19 protein-coding genes are annotated in these 15,246 nt (G+C 72.5%); 11 read left to right on the top strand and 8 right to left on the bottom strand.

The features are described from left to right. The first annotated feature begins 147 nt into the window (after positions 1–147). From ACFWR9_RS21190 to ACFWR9_RS21180, 3 genes are read left to right on the top strand one after another with little or no spacing between them, the layout of a single operon-like run. The gene (locus ACFWR9_RS21190; RefSeq protein WP_383844380.1) at positions 148–1,755 is read left to right on the top strand and encodes a serine/threonine protein kinase; all 1,608 of its coding nucleotides are present in this window, start codon (positions 148–150) and stop codon (positions 1,753–1,755) included. Positions 1,756–1,812: 57 nt separating this feature from the next. Beyond that, complete coding sequence (locus tag ACFWR9_RS21185; RefSeq protein ID WP_383844378.1) at positions 1,813–2,790, top strand: LLM class F420-dependent oxidoreductase; 978 nt, start codon at positions 1,813–1,815, stop codon at positions 2,788–2,790. Positions 2,791–2,841: 51 nt separating this feature from the next. Continuing rightward, positions 2,842–3,267, top strand: a complete 426-nt coding sequence (locus ACFWR9_RS21180) for an SsgA family sporulation/cell division regulator (RefSeq protein ID WP_383844375.1) — start codon at positions 2,842–2,844, stop codon at positions 3,265–3,267. A 7-nt stretch (positions 3,268–3,274) separates the two neighbouring features. On the opposite strand, the gene ACFWR9_RS21175 is transcribed toward ACFWR9_RS21180, so the two are convergent. Then, positions 3,275–3,784, bottom strand: coding sequence for a DUF6328 family protein (locus tag ACFWR9_RS21175; protein WP_383844372.1), 510 nt, complete (start codon positions 3,782–3,784; stop codon positions 3,275–3,277). A gap of 162 nt (positions 3,785–3,946) precedes the next feature. On the opposite strand from ACFWR9_RS21175, the gene ACFWR9_RS21170 reads away from it, so the two are divergent. Continuing rightward, entirely contained in the window at positions 3,947–4,288 is a 342-nt protein-coding gene (locus tag ACFWR9_RS21170) for a hypothetical protein (protein ID WP_383844369.1), read from the top strand. Positions 4,289–4,304: 16 nt separating this feature from the next. Here ACFWR9_RS21170 and ACFWR9_RS21165 read toward each other — a convergent pair whose 3' ends face one another. The 4 genes from ACFWR9_RS21165 to ACFWR9_RS21150 all read right to left on the bottom strand — a co-directional run bounded on the left by ACFWR9_RS21165 (position 4,305) and on the right by ACFWR9_RS21150 (position 7,675). Then, positions 4,305–5,288, bottom strand: a complete 984-nt coding sequence (locus tag ACFWR9_RS21165) for an aldo/keto reductase (RefSeq protein ID WP_383844366.1) — start codon at positions 5,286–5,288, stop codon at positions 4,305–4,307. A 274-nt stretch (positions 5,289–5,562) separates the two neighbouring features. Then, positions 5,563–6,264, bottom strand: a complete 702-nt coding sequence (locus ACFWR9_RS21160; RefSeq protein ID WP_383844363.1) for a ribonuclease H — start codon at positions 6,262–6,264, stop codon at positions 5,563–5,565. Between the two features lie 31 nt (positions 6,265–6,295). Then, positions 6,296–7,093: a VOC family protein gene (locus ACFWR9_RS21155; RefSeq protein ID WP_383844360.1), complete on the bottom strand. Its 798-nt coding sequence runs from the start codon at positions 7,091–7,093 to the stop codon at positions 6,296–6,298. A 99-nt stretch (positions 7,094–7,192) separates the two neighbouring features. Further along, complete coding sequence (locus ACFWR9_RS21150; RefSeq protein WP_383844358.1) at positions 7,193–7,675, bottom strand: VOC family protein; 483 nt, start codon at positions 7,673–7,675, stop codon at positions 7,193–7,195. Positions 7,676–7,891: 216 nt separating this feature from the next. Between ACFWR9_RS21150 and ACFWR9_RS21145 the strand changes: the two genes are divergently transcribed. Together ACFWR9_RS21145 and ACFWR9_RS21140 are read left to right on the top strand one after the other, a co-directional pair. Next, on the top strand, positions 7,892–8,545 hold the full coding sequence (locus tag ACFWR9_RS21145) for an ATP-dependent Clp protease proteolytic subunit (RefSeq protein ID WP_383844355.1): 654 nt from the start codon (positions 7,892–7,894) through the stop codon (positions 8,543–8,545). A gap of 1 nt (position 8,546) precedes the next feature. Next, a complete protein-coding gene (locus tag ACFWR9_RS21140; protein WP_383844353.1) occupies positions 8,547–9,149 on the top strand; it encodes a ClpP family protease in 603 nt (200 codons plus the stop codon). A gap of 44 nt (positions 9,150–9,193) precedes the next feature. Here the strand turns inward: ACFWR9_RS21140 and ACFWR9_RS21135 are convergent, their stop codons facing one another. Further along, entirely contained in the window at positions 9,194–9,622 is a 429-nt protein-coding gene (locus ACFWR9_RS21135) for a helix-turn-helix domain-containing protein (protein WP_383844350.1), read from the bottom strand. Between the two features lie 235 nt (positions 9,623–9,857). On the opposite strand from ACFWR9_RS21135, the gene ACFWR9_RS21130 reads away from it, so the two are divergent. Further along, positions 9,858–10,757, top strand: a complete 900-nt coding sequence (locus tag ACFWR9_RS21130) for an RNA polymerase sigma factor SigF (protein ID WP_383844487.1) — start codon at positions 9,858–9,860, stop codon at positions 10,755–10,757. Between the two features lie 65 nt (positions 10,758–10,822). On the opposite strand, the gene ACFWR9_RS21125 is transcribed toward ACFWR9_RS21130, so the two are convergent. After that, positions 10,823–11,278, bottom strand: coding sequence for an ATP-binding protein (locus ACFWR9_RS21125; protein ID WP_383844347.1), 456 nt, complete (start codon positions 11,276–11,278; stop codon positions 10,823–10,825). 144 nt (positions 11,279–11,422) lie between these two features. On the opposite strand from ACFWR9_RS21125, the gene ACFWR9_RS21120 reads away from it, so the two are divergent. The 3 genes from ACFWR9_RS21120 to ACFWR9_RS21110 all read left to right on the top strand — a co-directional run bounded on the left by ACFWR9_RS21120 (position 11,423) and on the right by ACFWR9_RS21110 (position 13,799). Next, entirely contained in the window at positions 11,423–12,007 is a 585-nt protein-coding gene (locus tag ACFWR9_RS21120; protein ID WP_383844344.1) for a PRC-barrel domain-containing protein, read from the top strand. Continuing rightward, the gene (locus tag ACFWR9_RS21115; RefSeq protein ID WP_383844484.1) at positions 12,004–12,423 is read left to right on the top strand and encodes a PRC-barrel domain-containing protein; all 420 of its coding nucleotides are present in this window, start codon (positions 12,004–12,006) and stop codon (positions 12,421–12,423) included. The genes ACFWR9_RS21120 and ACFWR9_RS21115 overlap by 4 nt, the downstream gene beginning before the upstream one ends. Before the next feature lie 74 nt (positions 12,424–12,497). After that, positions 12,498–13,799 (top strand): streptophobe family protein, encoded by a 1,302-nt coding sequence (locus ACFWR9_RS21110; protein WP_383844341.1) that lies wholly within the window; start codon positions 12,498–12,500, stop codon positions 13,797–13,799. A gap of 173 nt (positions 13,800–13,972) precedes the next feature. Here the strand turns inward: ACFWR9_RS21110 and ACFWR9_RS21105 are convergent, their stop codons facing one another. After that, positions 13,973–14,383 (bottom strand): hypothetical protein, encoded by a 411-nt coding sequence (locus ACFWR9_RS21105; protein ID WP_383844338.1) that lies wholly within the window; start codon positions 14,381–14,383, stop codon positions 13,973–13,975. Positions 14,384–14,758: 375 nt separating this feature from the next. Here ACFWR9_RS21105 and ACFWR9_RS21100 point away from each other — a divergent pair, with 375 nt between their 5' ends. Then, entirely contained in the window at positions 14,759–15,145 is a 387-nt protein-coding gene (locus ACFWR9_RS21100; RefSeq protein WP_383844335.1) for a nuclear transport factor 2 family protein, read from the top strand. Positions 15,146–15,246: the final 101 nt, after the last annotated feature.

Here is a 15,246-nt window from a genome sequence, read left to right as displayed (position 1 = left end):
CGCTTTCCCCGCATACATACTCGCGCAGGTGTTCGGCGCTTTTTGAAGAAGGGTCAGAAAGCGGCCCCGATCGCGCATTCGTTGAACGCACCCGGGCCCGCTCACCGTATCCCTGGACAAGCTGAGAGCCAGCGGTGCGAACGAGGGATGGCCATGGGCTGGGCGCACGCCTCCACACACGAGTTGGTCGCCGGACGGTACCGCCTGCTGGAGGTCGTCCACCAGGAGACGAACCGTGTCTGCTGGTCCGGGGAGGACTCCGGCACCGGCCGTCCGTGCCTGGTCACGCGGATCGCGCTCCCGGAGGAACAGGCCGACGACACCGCCCGCCGGGCCACCGGGCGGGTGGTCCGCACCTGCGAGACCGTGGAGCGGCTGTGCCCGGGGCGGATCGCCCCGGTGGTCGACGCGACCGTCGCGGACGGCGCCCTGTGGACGGTGACCGAGTGGGTCGGCGGGGTGCCGCTCGGCGATCTCCTGGACCGGCAGGGCACGTTCAACTACGTGCGCGCGGCACGGGTCGGCCTGGAACTGCTGGCCGTGCTCGACGCCGCGCACGGCGAGGGGATCACGCACGGCGAGCTGAGCCCGGGCCAGGTGTTCGTGCGCGAGGACGGCTCGGTCGTCGTCACCGGATTCGGTCTGGCCGGCGCCACCCTCGCCCCGCGGCTCACCGCGCCCTCGTACGCCTCGCCCGAGCAGGCCCGCGACGAGCGGATCGGCCCCGCGGCCGACCTGTGGACCCTGGGCGCGATCCTCTACACCATGGTCGAGGGGCGTCCGCCCTTCCGCGACCGCGGCCGGCCCGAGGCGACGCTGAAGGGCGTGGACCGGCTGCCGCTGCGCACCCCGGTCCGCACCGGTCCGCTCACCCAGGCCGTGCTGGGGCTGCTGCGCAAGGACTCCCGCGAGCGGCTGACCCGCCCGGTGGTCCGCGAGGCGCTCACCCGGGTACTGACGGAGGACCCCGACACGGCCGTGCGCGAGCTTCCGCGCCCCCGGCTGCGCGGTGTGTACGCCGCCGCCCGGGACGCGAGCCGGGGGTGGAGCGGGCGTGGCATGGTCGCCGGTACCGCTCTCGCGCTCGTCACGGTCACGGTCGCCGTCGTCGCCGCCACCCAGGGGCTGCCCGGCACCGACGACGGCTCCGCCACGGACGCCGGGCAGCGCCCCTCGGCCCCCGTCGTCCAGTCCCCCGATGACTCCTCCCCCGAGGACACCGCCCCCGCCTCGCCCACTCCCCCGCCGAGCGCGAGTCCGTCACCGTCGAAGCCGAGTGACGCGGCCCTGCCCGCCGGGTTCAGCCGCTACGACGCGCCGGAGGGCTTCTCCGTGGCCCTGCCCGGGAACTGGCGGCGACTGGACACCTCGCGGGTGCCGGGTGGGGCGTACCGGGTCGTCTTCGGCGCGTCCGGCGACCCGCGCACCCTCGCGGTCACCTACAGCGAGCGCGCGGGCGCGGACCCGGTGGCGGTGTGGCGCGACGACGTCGAGCCGGGGCTGGAACGCTCGGGCGGCTACCGGCGGATCGGCGAGATCCGGGCGACGACGTACCGGGGGCGGGAGGCCGCCGACATGCAGTGGGTGGCCCACGACGACGGCGACCGGATACGCACCTTCGGCCGCGGGTTCCTGCTCGGCGGCGGACGCAGCTTCTCGCTGCGCTGGACGACCCCGGCGGCCGACTGGGACGACGGCGAGAACGAACGGGCGCTCACCGCGTTCCTCGGAAGCTTCCGGGAGGACACGGCCTGACCGCTTCCCTCCCGTTTCCGACGGTTTTCCCTCGGGCCGGGCGGGGACCCGGACGCCATGGCGCAGATCGGATACACGATGATGACCGAGCAGGCCGGCCCGCGTGAACTCGTCGGCCATGTGGTGCGGGCGGAGGAGGTGGGGTTCGACTTCTCGGTGACCTCGGACCACTACTTCCCCTGGCTGCGCTCGCAGGGCCACTCGCCCTACGCCTGGAGCGTGCTCGGCGCCGCGGCGCAGGCGACCTCCCGCATCCCGCTGATGACATATGTGACGTGTCCGACCTTCCGCTACCACCCGGCGGTGGTGGCGCAGAAGGCGGCGACGCTGCAACTGCTGTCCGAGGGCCGGTTCCGGCTGGGCCTCGGCTCGGGCGAGAACCTCAACGAGCACGTGGTGGGCGGCGGCTGGCCGTCCGTCGACGTACGGCACGAGATGCTCCGGGAGGCCGTGGAGATCATCCGGGCGCTGTTCGACGGCGGCCACGTGAACCACCGCGGTACCCACTTCGACGTGGAGTCGGCCCGGCTGTGGGACCTGCCGGAGAGCGCGCCGCCGATCGGCATCGCCGTCTCCGGCGACCGCTCCTGCGAACTGGCGGGCGAGTTCGCCGACCTGGTGATCGCCACCGAGCCCAAGGCGGAACTGCTGGCGGCCTTCGACCGGCATGGCGGCGCGGGCAAGCCGCGCGTGGGCCAGCTGCCGGTGTGCTACGACCCCGACCGGAACGCGGCGGTCGAACGCGCCCACGCCCAGTTCCGCTGGTTCGGCAGCGGCTGGAAGGTCAACTCGGAGCTGCCCCACCCGGACTCCTTCGCGGCGGCCACCCAGTTCGTCACCCCCGACGACGTCGCCGGGTCCATCCCCTGCGGCGACGACCCGGACGCCTTCGTGGCGGCCGTGCGCCCGTACGTGGAGGCCGGGTTCACCGAGATCGCCCTGGTGCAGATCGGCGGCGAGACCCAGCACGCCTTCCTGGACTGGTCGGAGAAGACCCTGCTGCCCGCGCTGCGCGAGGCGCTGGGCGGTAGCTGAACACCCGCGGGGTACTAGAGGGCTCTACGTCCGTCCCGCTGGAGGCCACTCGTGAACACCGCCGTGCACCGGACCCTGGTCGTGCAGCTCCAGACGGGCGACACCGACCGTTTTCCCGTCCTCGCCCACTTCGCCTACGACGCGCGGGACCCGTTCGCGCTCCCCGTGGTGTTCAGCCACGACGGCCGTGTACTCGCCCGCTGGACGCTGGACCGGCAGATGGTGGGCGAGGGGCTGACCCGGCCGGTCGGCGTCGGCGACGTACGGATGCGGCCCGAGTCGCGGGGCGTGTGGGACGAACTCCGCATCGAACTGCTGGGCGACGACCGGTCCGACGGGGACCGTCACCGCGCCGTCGTGTTCGTCTGGGCCGCGGCCGTCCAGGCGTTCCTGCGCGAGACGCACGCCGTCGTCCGGCCGGGCAGGGAGCAGGTGCGCGTCGACGACTTCCTCGCGGAACTGACGGCCGAGGGCTGACCCCGCCTCAGTCGGCGGTGTGCCGGTGCCGGTGCCGGGTCCACATCGGGATCCCGAACCAGCACAGCAGGTACCAGATCACGACGCCGGTCACGACGTAGGGCACGAACCCGTTGTGGGTCGCGACGCGCAGGATCAGCAGGAGTGAGCAGGCCATGGTGGCGAGCAGCCCCACCAGGCCGAGCATGGTCAGCCGCGACGCCCACCTCACCGCCTGGGGCTTGACCAGCCGCCCGGACACGAGACGGTGCAGGGACACCGGGCCGATCAGAGCGCCGGTGGTCACGGCGCCGAGCACCACCGTCACCAGGTAGATCCGCTGGTCGGTGGCCGAGAGTTCGTCGTACTTGGACTGGAACACGACAGTGAGCAGGAAGCCGAACAGGATCTGCACGCCCATCTGCGCGACGCGTACCTCCTGGATCAGCTCCGACCACATCCGGTCGGCCCGCTCCTCCTCGGTCTCGTTGCGGCCTCTGCGCCGCCCCTCGCCGTCAGCCGTGCCCGAGTCAGTCACGGTTCCTCCCGATCGCCGTCGCCCGCGTGTTCTCCGTTCCCGTCTCTGTTCCCGCGATCCCCGCACTCAGGCGCCGGGCCGGGACGAGGACCCCCGGTTTGAGGGAACGGCGAGCGGTTACACGGGCCGGACCAGTCGGCCCGCAGGGAGGAAGTGCGAAGGATGTCCGACACACAGCTCACCGTGACGCTCAGCGGCGGCGGACTCGACGACGCGCAGACCATCGTCCGCGCCCTGGAGGACGTCTTCGGGGCACCCGACGGCCGTCCGGCCGACGAACGGGCGACGGTGCGCACCGCGACCTTCGACTCCCCGCCCTCACCGGAGGCCGCCCCGGCACCGGCGCGGGCCGCCCTGTCCGCGCCGGTGACGGTCACCGTTCAGGGCACCCCGCAGGCCGTCGAGGCGGCGAGCACGACGCTGTCGCACGCCTTCAGCACGCGCGACGAGGGAGCGGCCGCCGGCGACCAGGAGCGCGAACGGCAGCTGCTCCTGGTGCCGTGAGGCCGCGGCGCACCGGCTACCAGCGGCCCTCGACCTGGTCCTTGATCCGCCGGTCGTAGAGGTCGCGGACCGCGGCGAGCGTCCGGTCGGACAGTTCCGGGAGCCGGGCGGCGTCGGTGTTGGCGCGCGCCTGCTCGGGCGAACGGGCTCCCGGGATCACCGTGGTCACACCGGGCTGCTGGACGACCCAGCGCAGGGCCAGCTGGGCCGGGGTGTATCCCTCGGGGGCGAGCGCGGCGAACTCCGCGGCGGCCTCCACACCGGTGGCGAAGTCGACGCCGGAGAAGGTCTCGCCCTGGTCGAAGGCCTCGCCGTGCCGGTTGAAGTTCCGGTGGTCGTTCGCGGCGAAGACGGTGTCCCGGGTGTACTTGCCGGACAGCAGTCCGGAGGCGAGCGGCACCCGGGCGATGACGCCGACGCCCGCCTCCCGGGCCGCGGGCAGGACCTCGTCCAGGGGCTTCATCCGGAACGGGTTGAGGATGATCTGCACGCTCGCCACGTTCGGCCGGGCGATCGCGGTCAGCGCCTGAGCGCAGGTCTCCACGCTCACGCCGTACGCGGCGACGCGCTCCTCCTCGACCAGGGTGTCCAGGGCGTCGAAGACCTCGTCGCTGGAGTAGACGGACGTCGGCGGGCAGTGCAGCTGCACCAGGTCGACGACGTCGACGCCGAGGTTGCGGCGCGACCGGTCGTTCCACTCGCGGAAGTTGTCGAGAACGTAGTTCTGGGGGATCTGCTCGACCCGGCGGCCCATCTTGGTGGCGACCAGCACGTGCAGGTCGGGCCTGCCGCGCAGGAACGTGGCGATGGTCTCCTCGCTGCGGCCGTCGCCGTAGACGTCGGCGGTGTCGAAGAAGGTCACCCCCGACTCGGCCGCCCCCTCCAGCACCGTGAGGGCTTCCTTGTCGTCGACGTCCCCCCAGTCGGCGCCCAGTTGCCAGGTGCCGAGGCCGACCACCGACGCGTGCTGATCCGACCTGTCGAAAGTGCGCTCGTCCATGGCGTCAGTCTGTCATCCGCCGGGCGCCTGGGCGGGACGTACGGAAGCAGGGGTGAGTGGCGCCGGCCCAGCCGGGCGAACATCCGTTCCGGGGGCAGCCGGAGGTAGCGGGGCAGGTTCTCGTTTGCCCGGTCCAGGCCAAGACCGGTCCAGGTCTCGGGCTCGCACTCGACGACGGAGGTGCTGCCGCCGGGGCCGAACCCTTACCCGTAGACCCAGAGCAGCAAGGGTGGGGATGTGGAACGGCGCCACCCGGCCGAGGGGCCGGCGCGGATCAGCCGGCGGCCGCCGTGCGGCACTCCGGGTGGCCCCAGCCCTGGTCGTTCTTGGCGATGGACTCCCCCGCCGCGTACGCACGTCCGCACAGGCAGCGTCCGGGGAACTTCGCCTTGATGGTGCGCGCCGCGGAACCGTTGCTCTTGCGGGTGGTGCCCGGCTTGCGGCGCGGTGCCTTCCCGGCCGCCGGGACGTCGGGGGCGGGCGGCGGCTCCGGGGAGCCGAGGCCGCTGCCCGCGGGCTCCTGGCCCACCGCGGCCTGGCTGGCGGCGCGGTCGGCGAAGTCGTTGAGGCGGTCGCCGTCGACCTGGTGGGCGGGGACGTAGCGGAAGTCGACCGAGCGGCCGGCGAGCAGCTCGTCGATGCGCACGACCAGTTCCTGGTTGGCGACCGGCTTGCCGGCGGCCGTCTTCCAGCCGTTGCGCTTCCAGCCGGGCAGCCAGGTGGTGACGGCCTTCATGGCGTACTGCGAGTCCATGCGGACCTCGAGCGGCACGTCCGGGTCGGTCGACGCCAGCAGGCGTTCAAGCGCCGTGAGTTCGGCGATGTTGTTGGTGGCCCTGCCGAGCGGCCCGGCCTCCCAGCGGACCGGGCTCTCCGAGGCGTCGGCGACCACCCAGGCCCAGCCGGCCGGACCCGGGTTTCCCTTCGAGGCCCCGTCGCACGCGGCCACCACACGTTCACCCATGCGCCCGATCATGCCATGGCGCGGCGGGGTGCCCGGACGGGGCTCAGGCGACGTCCGTCATCTTCGGCATCTCCCCCTCGGTCCTGGTGATGTCGATCACCGAGAAGCTCGCGCCCTGCGGGTCGCTCAGCGCCGCGAACCTGCCGAACGGGGTGTCCATCGGCCCGAAGCTCAGGATGCCGCCGAGTTCGGTGGCGCGGGCCACGGCGGCGTCGCAGTCGGGGACGGTGAAGTAGACGTTGATGTAGGGCGGGACCTCGGGCGGGAAGTCGTCCCCCATGGCCATGCGGCCCAGGACGGTGCGGTCGCCGAGGTCGAAGAGGCGGAAGTCCACCGCGTCGTCCTCCATCTGCTTCGCCTTGTAGGAGAAGACCTGGGGGAAGAAGGCGTCCGACTTCCCGGGTTCGCGGGTGAAGACCTCGGCCCAGCAGTACGCGCCGGGCTCGGCCATCGCCTCGAAGCCTTCGTGGGTGCCGCTCTGCCAGACGCCGAAGACGACGCCGCTCGGGTCGCGGGCCAGACACATGGTGCCGTAGTCGCCGACCTGCATCGGCTCCATCACGACCTCGCCGCCGGCCGCCCGGATCCGCTCCGCGGTCGCCGTCGCGTCCGGGGACGCGAGGTAGAGGCACCACTGCGCGGGGCCCTCCTGGCCGGGCATGGGCGGGACCACGGCCGCCACCGCCTTGCCGTTCGCGTAGCACTCGGTGTAGTTGCCGTACTCCGACGACGCCTCGCCGAAGGTCCAGCCGAGGACGTCGCCGTAGAAGCTCTTGGCTGCCTCGACGTCGCCGAACATCGCGTCGGCCCAGCAAGGGGCCCCTTCAGGTTGCACGGCCATGGTGCCGCCTCCCGTGCGAATGACTGGTCCGGACGGCAGGGGCCGTCCGCTTCCTCACGCTAGTCACCCCCGGCCCGCCCCGCGCGCCGGAGGCACGCCTCACTTCCCGGCGTACGCCTGCTCCAGTGCGGCGATGTCGAGCTTGTGCATCGCCATCATGGCCTTGTTGGCGCGCGCGACCTTCGCGGGGTCCGGGTCGCGGAACATCTCCTCCAGCCGGATCGGGACGACCTGCCAGGACACGCCGAACCGGTCCTTGAGCCAGCCGCACGGGCCCTCCTCGCCGCCGCCCTCGGTGAGCTTCGCCCAGTAGTGGTCGACCTCGTCCTGGTTCTCGCAGGAGATCTGGAAGGAGACCGCCTCGTTGAACCGGAACTCCGGGCCGCCGTTGAGGGCGACGAACTTCTGGCCGTTGGCGGTGAAGTCGACGGTGAGGACGGTGCCGGCGGGCTGGAACGAGCCCTCGGGGTAGTGGGTGACGGCGCCGATGCCGGAGTTCTTGAAGAGGGACACGTAGAACTGGGCGGCCTCCTCGGCCGCGCCGTCGAACCAGAGACACGTGGTGAATCCGTCGGTGCTCATGACTGCCTCCTGGGCCTGGGCGTCGAACTCGGTCACCACTGTCGACCGGCGCGGACCGCGAAAGTAATCGCTCTGCTCGTGGCGAATCTGCCGCGGGCAGAGAACGCGCCGCCCGGGTCCGCGGCGGGCCGAGAGTGAACGAGTGAAGGAACGCGGCGCCGCAAGCCGCGTACCACCCACCCTCCAAGACCGTCCACGACTCGACAAGGAGCGCCGATGTCTCCACTCATCGCCGGCCCCGGCCCCGCGGCACCGCCCCGCGCGGAGGAGGGCGACACCCCCACGACCCGGTTCGACGAACAGCTCGCCGCGCAGTTGCTCGACCAGCGGATCGTGCTGCTGGGCACGCAGGTCGACGAGGTCTCCGCGAACCGGGTCTGCGCCCAGTTGCTGATCCTGTCCGCCCAGGACCCGCGCGGCGACATCAGCCTGTTCATCAACAGCCCCGGCGGCTCCGTGCACGCGGGGCTCGCCGTCTACGACACGATGCGGCTGATCCCCAACGACGTCTCGACGCTCGCCATGGGCTTCGCCGCCAGCATGGGTCAGTTCCTGCTCAGCGTCGGCGCGGCGGGCAAGCGCTACGCGCTGCCGAACGCGCGCGTCATGATGCACCAGCCCTCCGCGGGCATCGGCGGCACCACCGCCGACATCGAGATCCAGGCCGACAACCTGGAGTTCACCAAGCGGACCATCGAGCGGATCACCGCCGAGCACACGGGCCAGACCCCGGAGACCATCTCCCGGGACGGCGACCGCGACCGCTGGTTCACGGCCGAGGAGGCCAAGGAGTACGGCATCGTGGACCGGGTCGTCCAGTCCCTCGCGGACGTACGCCCGGCCGCCCCCGCCCGACGGATGGGACTGTGACATGGGGAGCTACACGATTCCGAACGTCGTCGAGCGCACCCCGCAGGGCGAGCGGTCCTACGACGTGTTCAGCCGGCTGCTGTCGGAGCGGATCATCTTCCTGGGCACCGAGATCGACGACGGCGTGGCCAACGTCGTGATCGCGCAGCTCCTGCACCTGGAGTCGTCGGCCCCGGAGACCGAGATCGCCGTCTACATCAACTCCCCGGGGGGCTCGTTCACCTCGCTGATGGCGATCTACGACACGATGACGTTCGTGCAGGCGCCGATCTCGACGTTCTGCGTCGGGCAGGCGGCGTCCACGGCGGCCGTGCTGCTGGCCGGCGGGGATCCGGGGCGGCGGTTCGTGCTGGAGCACGCGCGGGTCCTGCTGGGTCAACCCGCCAGCGGCGGCCGGCAGGGCACGGTCTCCGACCTGGCGCTGCAGGCCAAGGAGATGGTCCGGATCCGCTCCCAGGTCGAGGAGGTGCTGGCCCGGCACACCCGTCACGACGTCGCGGCCCTGCGCGCCGACATGGACCGCGACAAGGTGTTCACCGCCGAGGAGGCGGTGGCGTACGGGCTGGCCGACGAGGTACTCGCCCGGCGCGTGGCGAGGGTGTGAGGAACCGGGCCGGCGTCGCACGGGGCGCCGGCCCGGACGGTCGCTCAGGCGGCCAGGCACATCCCGTCGTACCGCGCGCCGGAGGCGCCCCGGCCGGCGCCCGCGCCGGTGTGCCGCGAGGTGAGGCGGACCAGCTCTCCGTGGGCCCGGGCCAGCAGGTCGCCCAGGGAGAGCCCGAGGGCGCCCGCGGCGGCGGCGAGCACTTCCGACGACGCCTCCTTGCGCCCGCGCTCCACCTCCGACAGGTACGGCATGGAGATCCGGGCGGCGTCCGACACCTCCTTCAGGGTCCGCTCCTGGGCGAGGCGTTCGCCGCGCAGGACGTCGCCGACCAGATCGCGCCAGAGGGGTTCGCGGACGGTGGGCGGCCTTCGCTCGGGGGGCACCGGCGGGACGGCGGGGCGGGCTCCCGGGCGCGTGGCCTGCGGGCGCAGCGGAATGACGCGGGCTTCGTTCGGCACGTGGCTGGTCACCTCCTCAGCCTAGGAGCCCGGCCGCGTCACGGAAGGGGCCGGCGTTCCGCCCTGAGGGAAATCCGCGGGTGACGGGCGCCACCCGCGGGACTACGCTGAGAGAGGAGGCATCACCCCGCGACGACGCGGCGGCACCCGTTTTCCGCCACCCGTGAGAACGGGGGGTATGTGCTGCCGTGACCCGGGTACCCGCAGGCGGGAAAAAACCTAGGGAGACGTCTGAACCGTGACTTTCGTGGGAGAGGTAAGGGAGACCGCCGTGGTCCGGCCGCAAGCGCAGGTTGTCGGGAAGACCGCCGGGGGCGGGACGGGTGACGGAACTCTGCCCGGGGTCGTGGACCCCCGCACCGTGGCGCCGCGTGACGCGCGGCAGCTGTCCCGCCAGTTCTTCCAGCGCCTGACGGAGCTCGAAGAGGGCACGCACGAGTACCAGTACGCGCGCAACACCCTGATCGAGATGAACATGTCGCTCGTGCGGTTCGCCGCCGGCCGTTTCCGCGGTCGCGGGGACGACATGGAGGACATCGTCCAGACCGGCATGATCGGCCTGATCAAGGCCATCGACCGGTTCGAGCTGTCGCGCGAGGTCGAGTTCACGTCGTTCGCGCTGCCGTACATCGTCGGCGAGATCAAGCGCTTCTTCCGGGACACCACGTGGGCGGTGCATGTGCCGCGCCGGCTCCAGGAGCTGCGCGTGGAGCTGGCCAAGGCCCGCGAGGAACTCTCCTCCCGCCTGGACCGCGAGCCCACCGTGGCCGAACTCGCCACGCTGATGAACATCGGCGAGAACGAGGTGATCGAGGGCCAGATCGCGTCCAACGGCTACAACTCGTCCTCTCTGGACGCGGCGCTGACCGGCGACGGTCCGGAGAACGGCGAGTCGGTACTGGCCGACTTCATCGGTGTGGAGGAGGACGGGCTGCGGCTCGTCGAGGACTTCCACTCGCTCGCGCCGCTGATGGCCGAGCTGAGCGAGCGCGACCGCCGGATCATCCACATGCGGTTCGTCGAGGAGGCCACCCAGGCCGAGATCGGCGCGGAGCTCGGCTGCTCGCAGATGCACGTGTCCCGGCTGATCAAGCGGATCATCACGCGGCTGCGCGAGGGCATGCTGGGCGAACTCGGCTGCGCCTGACCCGGCGGTGCCCGTGGTTCTTCGTGGTGCTCCTCACACTTCGATGAGGAGCACCACATTCACGTTCACGCCTCGGAGAGCGGCACCACGGCACGCACCCGCTTGCCGACCGGGACGGGTTCGACGACGACGGTCTCCGCCAGGGCGTGCACGATCTCCAGGCCGTGGTGCCCCACGCGTTCGGGGTCCTTGGGGAACCGCTCGGGCACCGCGCCGCTGCTGTCGTAGACGGTCACCGCCACCGAGGCGCCGGTGCCCTCCAGTTCCAGGATGTACGGGCCCTTGCTGTGGCGGTCGGCGTTGGTGACGAGTTCACTCACCACCAGCAGGACCGCGCCGTCGGAGCGGGCACCGATCAGGGCGCACCACTCGGTCCTCAGCCGGTCGAGGAAGAGCGCGGCGAAACCTCGCGCCTGCGCTATGCATCCCGGCTCACCGGAGTAGTGTGCCGCCCGCCTCAGCGGTTCAACGGGGACGTCGAAACCAGTAGGTATCACTGCCCCGTCCACGTGTTCGGTCATGCGTGTCTCTCTCGGAAGCCGGACTGGCCGGACGCTGCTGCACCCGTCCTCGTACCCCGACTCGCGCGGCGCAGTCCCCGTCTTCTCGTAGTGCGGGCATCGTCACAGTGGAGCGGGGAACCCGAGAAGGCGGGAAGGGGTGCGATGAACGAGCTGATGGCCGCGCGAAGCATCACCACCCGGCCGGTGGTGACCCTCGGCGGCGACGCCGTCGCCCACGTCAAGGACACCGTATGCGACGCCGCCGCGGCCCGGATCACCGGTTTCACGCTGACCGGGCGAGGGCTGCTGTCCGGCTCCCTGAAGGACGGCCTACCCTGGGCGGCCGTGTACGCGCTGGGCCACGACGCGGTGATGATCCGCGACCGGCGGGGTCTGGTGAACTCCGCGGCCATGACGGCGCGGCAGCAGCCCCTGCGGGCCCGGCTGCTGGGCGCGCGGGTGCTGACCGAGGCCGGCGCCGAGGTCGGCACGGTGCTCGACGTCGTCGTGGAGGGCGGCACCGCCGGGCGGGTCGTCGGCTTCCGGGTGGCGGCGAGCCGGCGGTTCGTGCCGGGGCCGGCCCGGCACCGGCGGCGGGTGTACGTGCCGCGCGGCGGGACTCTCTCGGTCACCGGTCGCGCCCTCGTCCTGCCCGAGGACGCCGTCCGGCACGTCGCCGACGATCTGCCGGGCTTCAGCTCCCTGGTGGGCGGTGTGCCCGGCCCGTGGCGGGGCTCGCTGCCGTGATGCTGTTCACCGAGGTGCGGGGGCTGCCGGTGGTGCCGTCGGCCGCCGGGGCCGGTCCGCTCGGCACCGTGGTATCCCTGACCGTCGACGTCACCTCCGGCAGCGTGAGCGGCGTCCGGTTCCGCGTCGGGCACCTGCACCGGGAGAAGGTGCTGGCCTGGGACGCGGTGGTCACGATCGGGCCGAGCGCCGTCCGGGTCCGGTCCACGGGCGGTACCGAGCCGGTCGTGACCCACCACGACCTGCTCGGCCGCCGGGTCCTGACCGAGGCGGGCACCGCGCAGGGCACGGTGCTGGACGCCGCCTTCGACACGGCGACGGGCCGTGTCCTCGCGGTCTTCACCACCAGGGGCGAGGTGTCGCCCGGCCGCCTGCTGGGGCTCGGCGACCACGCCTTGGTGGTTCGCGCCGCCTGAGCGGCGCCCCCGGCCGGCCGCGCGGACGGCCCTGTCGGCGGGCGGGCCCGGCGGGGCCTGCTTAGCGTGGCAGCGTGAGTGCGCGAAACCCCTCCGGACCCCCTGGCAGGGCCGCACCCCCCGGTCGGGCGGTCCCCCGGCACGGCTGGGCGCAGGCCCTGGCCACCGTGCTGGCCGCGCTGGTCGCCATGGGCGTCGCGGCCGCGCTCGGACTGTGGGCGGCCGGGGCCGCGAACCTGCCCGACAACGCCTTCCCGCGGGTGGTCGTGGCGACCGTCGTCACCGCCCTGGGCGGCGCGCTGGAACTGGCCGGAGACGCCGGGGAGTTCGCCGACACCGACGCGGGACTGACCGTGATGCCGCTGTCCGTCACCCTGACCGGTGCGCTGGTGATCGCCTACGGCTTCCTGCGGCCGTTGCGCCACCGCGCCGTCGCCGGTGCCCCGGAGCTGGCCGGCTGGGCCGGGCGGATCGCGTTCCTGTGGCTGCTCGCCCTCCTCGGGCTGGCCTTCGCCGCGCGGCAGACCTTCGAGGTCTCGCTCGGCGAGGGTGCGCTGAGCGACCTCGGCGACCTGTTCGGCATCACCCCGACCGTCGGTTTCACCGCGGACGTGCCGCTGACCGTGCTCTTCGGACTCCTGTGGCTGGCCGGGGTGCTGGTGCTCGCCCTGCTGGTCTCACGCGGGGCGCCGCTGCCCGGCCGGCTGCTGCGCCTGCAGACGTCGGTGCGGCCGGCGGCGTACGCGATGGTCGCGCTGCTGCTCGCCTACGTCGTCATCGGCGTCGTCGTCGGCCTGGTCGTCGCCGGGACGCGCGGGCATCCGGCGGACACCTTCGCCGTGCTGCTCCTTGGCCTGCCGAACCTGGCGTGGCCGGCGCTCACGATCGGCCTGGGCGGGACCTGGAACGGGCGGGTCGAGGGGCCGTTCGGGCTGCCGATGCCGCGCGTGGTGGACGAGGTGCTGCGCACGGAGGACGTCTCGACCGTGAACCTGGGCACGCTCACGGAGCAGGACGGGCGGATGTGGTGGCTGCTGGTCGCCGCGGCGGTCCTGGTCGTGGCGGCCGGGTTCGTCATGGCACTCCGCTCACCGGCCAGGATGCCGGTCTGGCTGCACGCGATGCACCTGGCCGTGGCCCTGGCGCTGACGGTCCTGATGATCGGCCTCGTCGGCCGCGTCTTCGCCCACTACGGGCTGTCCGTACTCGGCATCGGCGACCTCGGCGGCGGCCTGTCCGGCCGGCTCTTCCTGCGGCCGCGACTGTGGGGCGCGGTGGGTCTCGCCCTGCTGTGGGGTCTGGTCGCGGGAACACTCGGCGCGCTGCTCGCACGGTGGGCGGGCCGGCGGACGGGCCGGGCTGCGACGGGCTCCTAGGTCCTGTCCGACGACTCCCGTCGTCCGCCCGTGGGGCGGGTCCGGCGGCGTCCGGTACGTGCGATCACAAGGCCCGGAGCGCCTGCGATGAGGGTCCCACAGTACAGACGGGGATCGTCGGACAGGCGCCGGGGGCGGTCCGACGTGTCCTCGGGGCGCCTGCGGCGCAGGGGTCAGGCCACCGGGACGACGAGGGGCGGGGAGGCCCGTTGCATGCGGAGTGCGTCCACGGACTCGGCCATCAGCTCGTACTCGGTGGTGTCGTCCCTGGTCGCGATCCGCACCAGGTGACCCGCGGCCAGTTCGTCGGCGACCAGTTCCTGCTGGAGGTCGTCGGCGCACCAGGTGCGCAGCACGCGCGGCACGTCGGGCGCGTCGTCGGCGACGGGGGTCAGGGCGGCGCGCGGTAAGTGGGGGGTGTCGGGCTGCGGGTCCAGCCGCTCGGCCATCCAGGAGGCGCGGTCGCGCAGCCACCACAGGGCCAGGGCGAGGGTGGGAGCCCGGTAGGTACCGAGCGGGACACCGATGCGCCGGCCGTCACAGACGCCGTAGGCCGTGACGTGGCACAGGAACTCGTCGTGCACTGCTACCCTCCCCCGTCACCCACCGCCTGCCGGTCGGGCAGGGCGTCCGTGCGGCTCGTGTGCTGTGCGTGAGGGCGCTGTCGCATGGTGTGAGAGGCCCTAGAGGTGAGTATGTTCACCGATGAATCACTGTCACCATGAATTTCCGGCCAGTCTCCTGGCATATTCACGGCAGTTGATGGCCGAAAGCCGACCCGTGCCGTCGGGAATCCCGATTCCGGGTGGACGGTCCACCGGCGGCCGCGCGGGGTGCCGCCATGACCCCGGGGGTAATCGACGGTGCCCGCAGGTGCGGGCATGGTTGCGGTACCGGGTCGCCGAGACCGGGATCCGGTCCCTGACCAGCGCACACGACCTCGATGGAGGCTGATCGCCATGTCCGCATCCGCACCCGCCCGCCGCCACGAAGACGCCGTCGCCCGCTACTTCGAGGCATGGAACGCGGCACCGGACACGCGGGCCAAGGCGGTCGCCGCGGCCTGGACCAATGACGGCTGTTACACCGACCCGCTGGCCGAAGTCCGCGGCCACGAGCAGATCGCGGCCGTGATCGCGGCGGCGCACGAGCAGTTCCCCGGCTTCGCCTTCCGGCTGTCCGGTGCCGTGGACGGGCACCACGACACGGCGCGCTTCTCCTGGGAGCTGGTGAGCGAGGCCGACGGCTCCGCACCGGTGGCCGGGTTCGACGTGGTCACGCTCGACGACGAGGGCCGGATCAGCGCCGTGTTCGGCTTCCTGGACCGGGTGCCCGCCGGGGCGTGAGGGTGCCCGGGGAACGACCCGAGTCCCGGAGGGGGGGGGCCCCCCCCCGGCTCGGTAAAAAAAAAAGATCAGGCGCACAACAAGAGATAGTGTTTGTGTGG

It is taken from the genome of Streptomyces sp. NPDC058534 (genome assembly GCF_042717365.1).
Taxonomy (GTDB): Bacteria; Actinomycetota; Actinomycetes; order Streptomycetales; family Streptomycetaceae; genus Streptomyces.
Note: the sequence above shows the minus strand (reverse complement) of the source record. Positions and strands in the feature narration are given on the sequence as shown.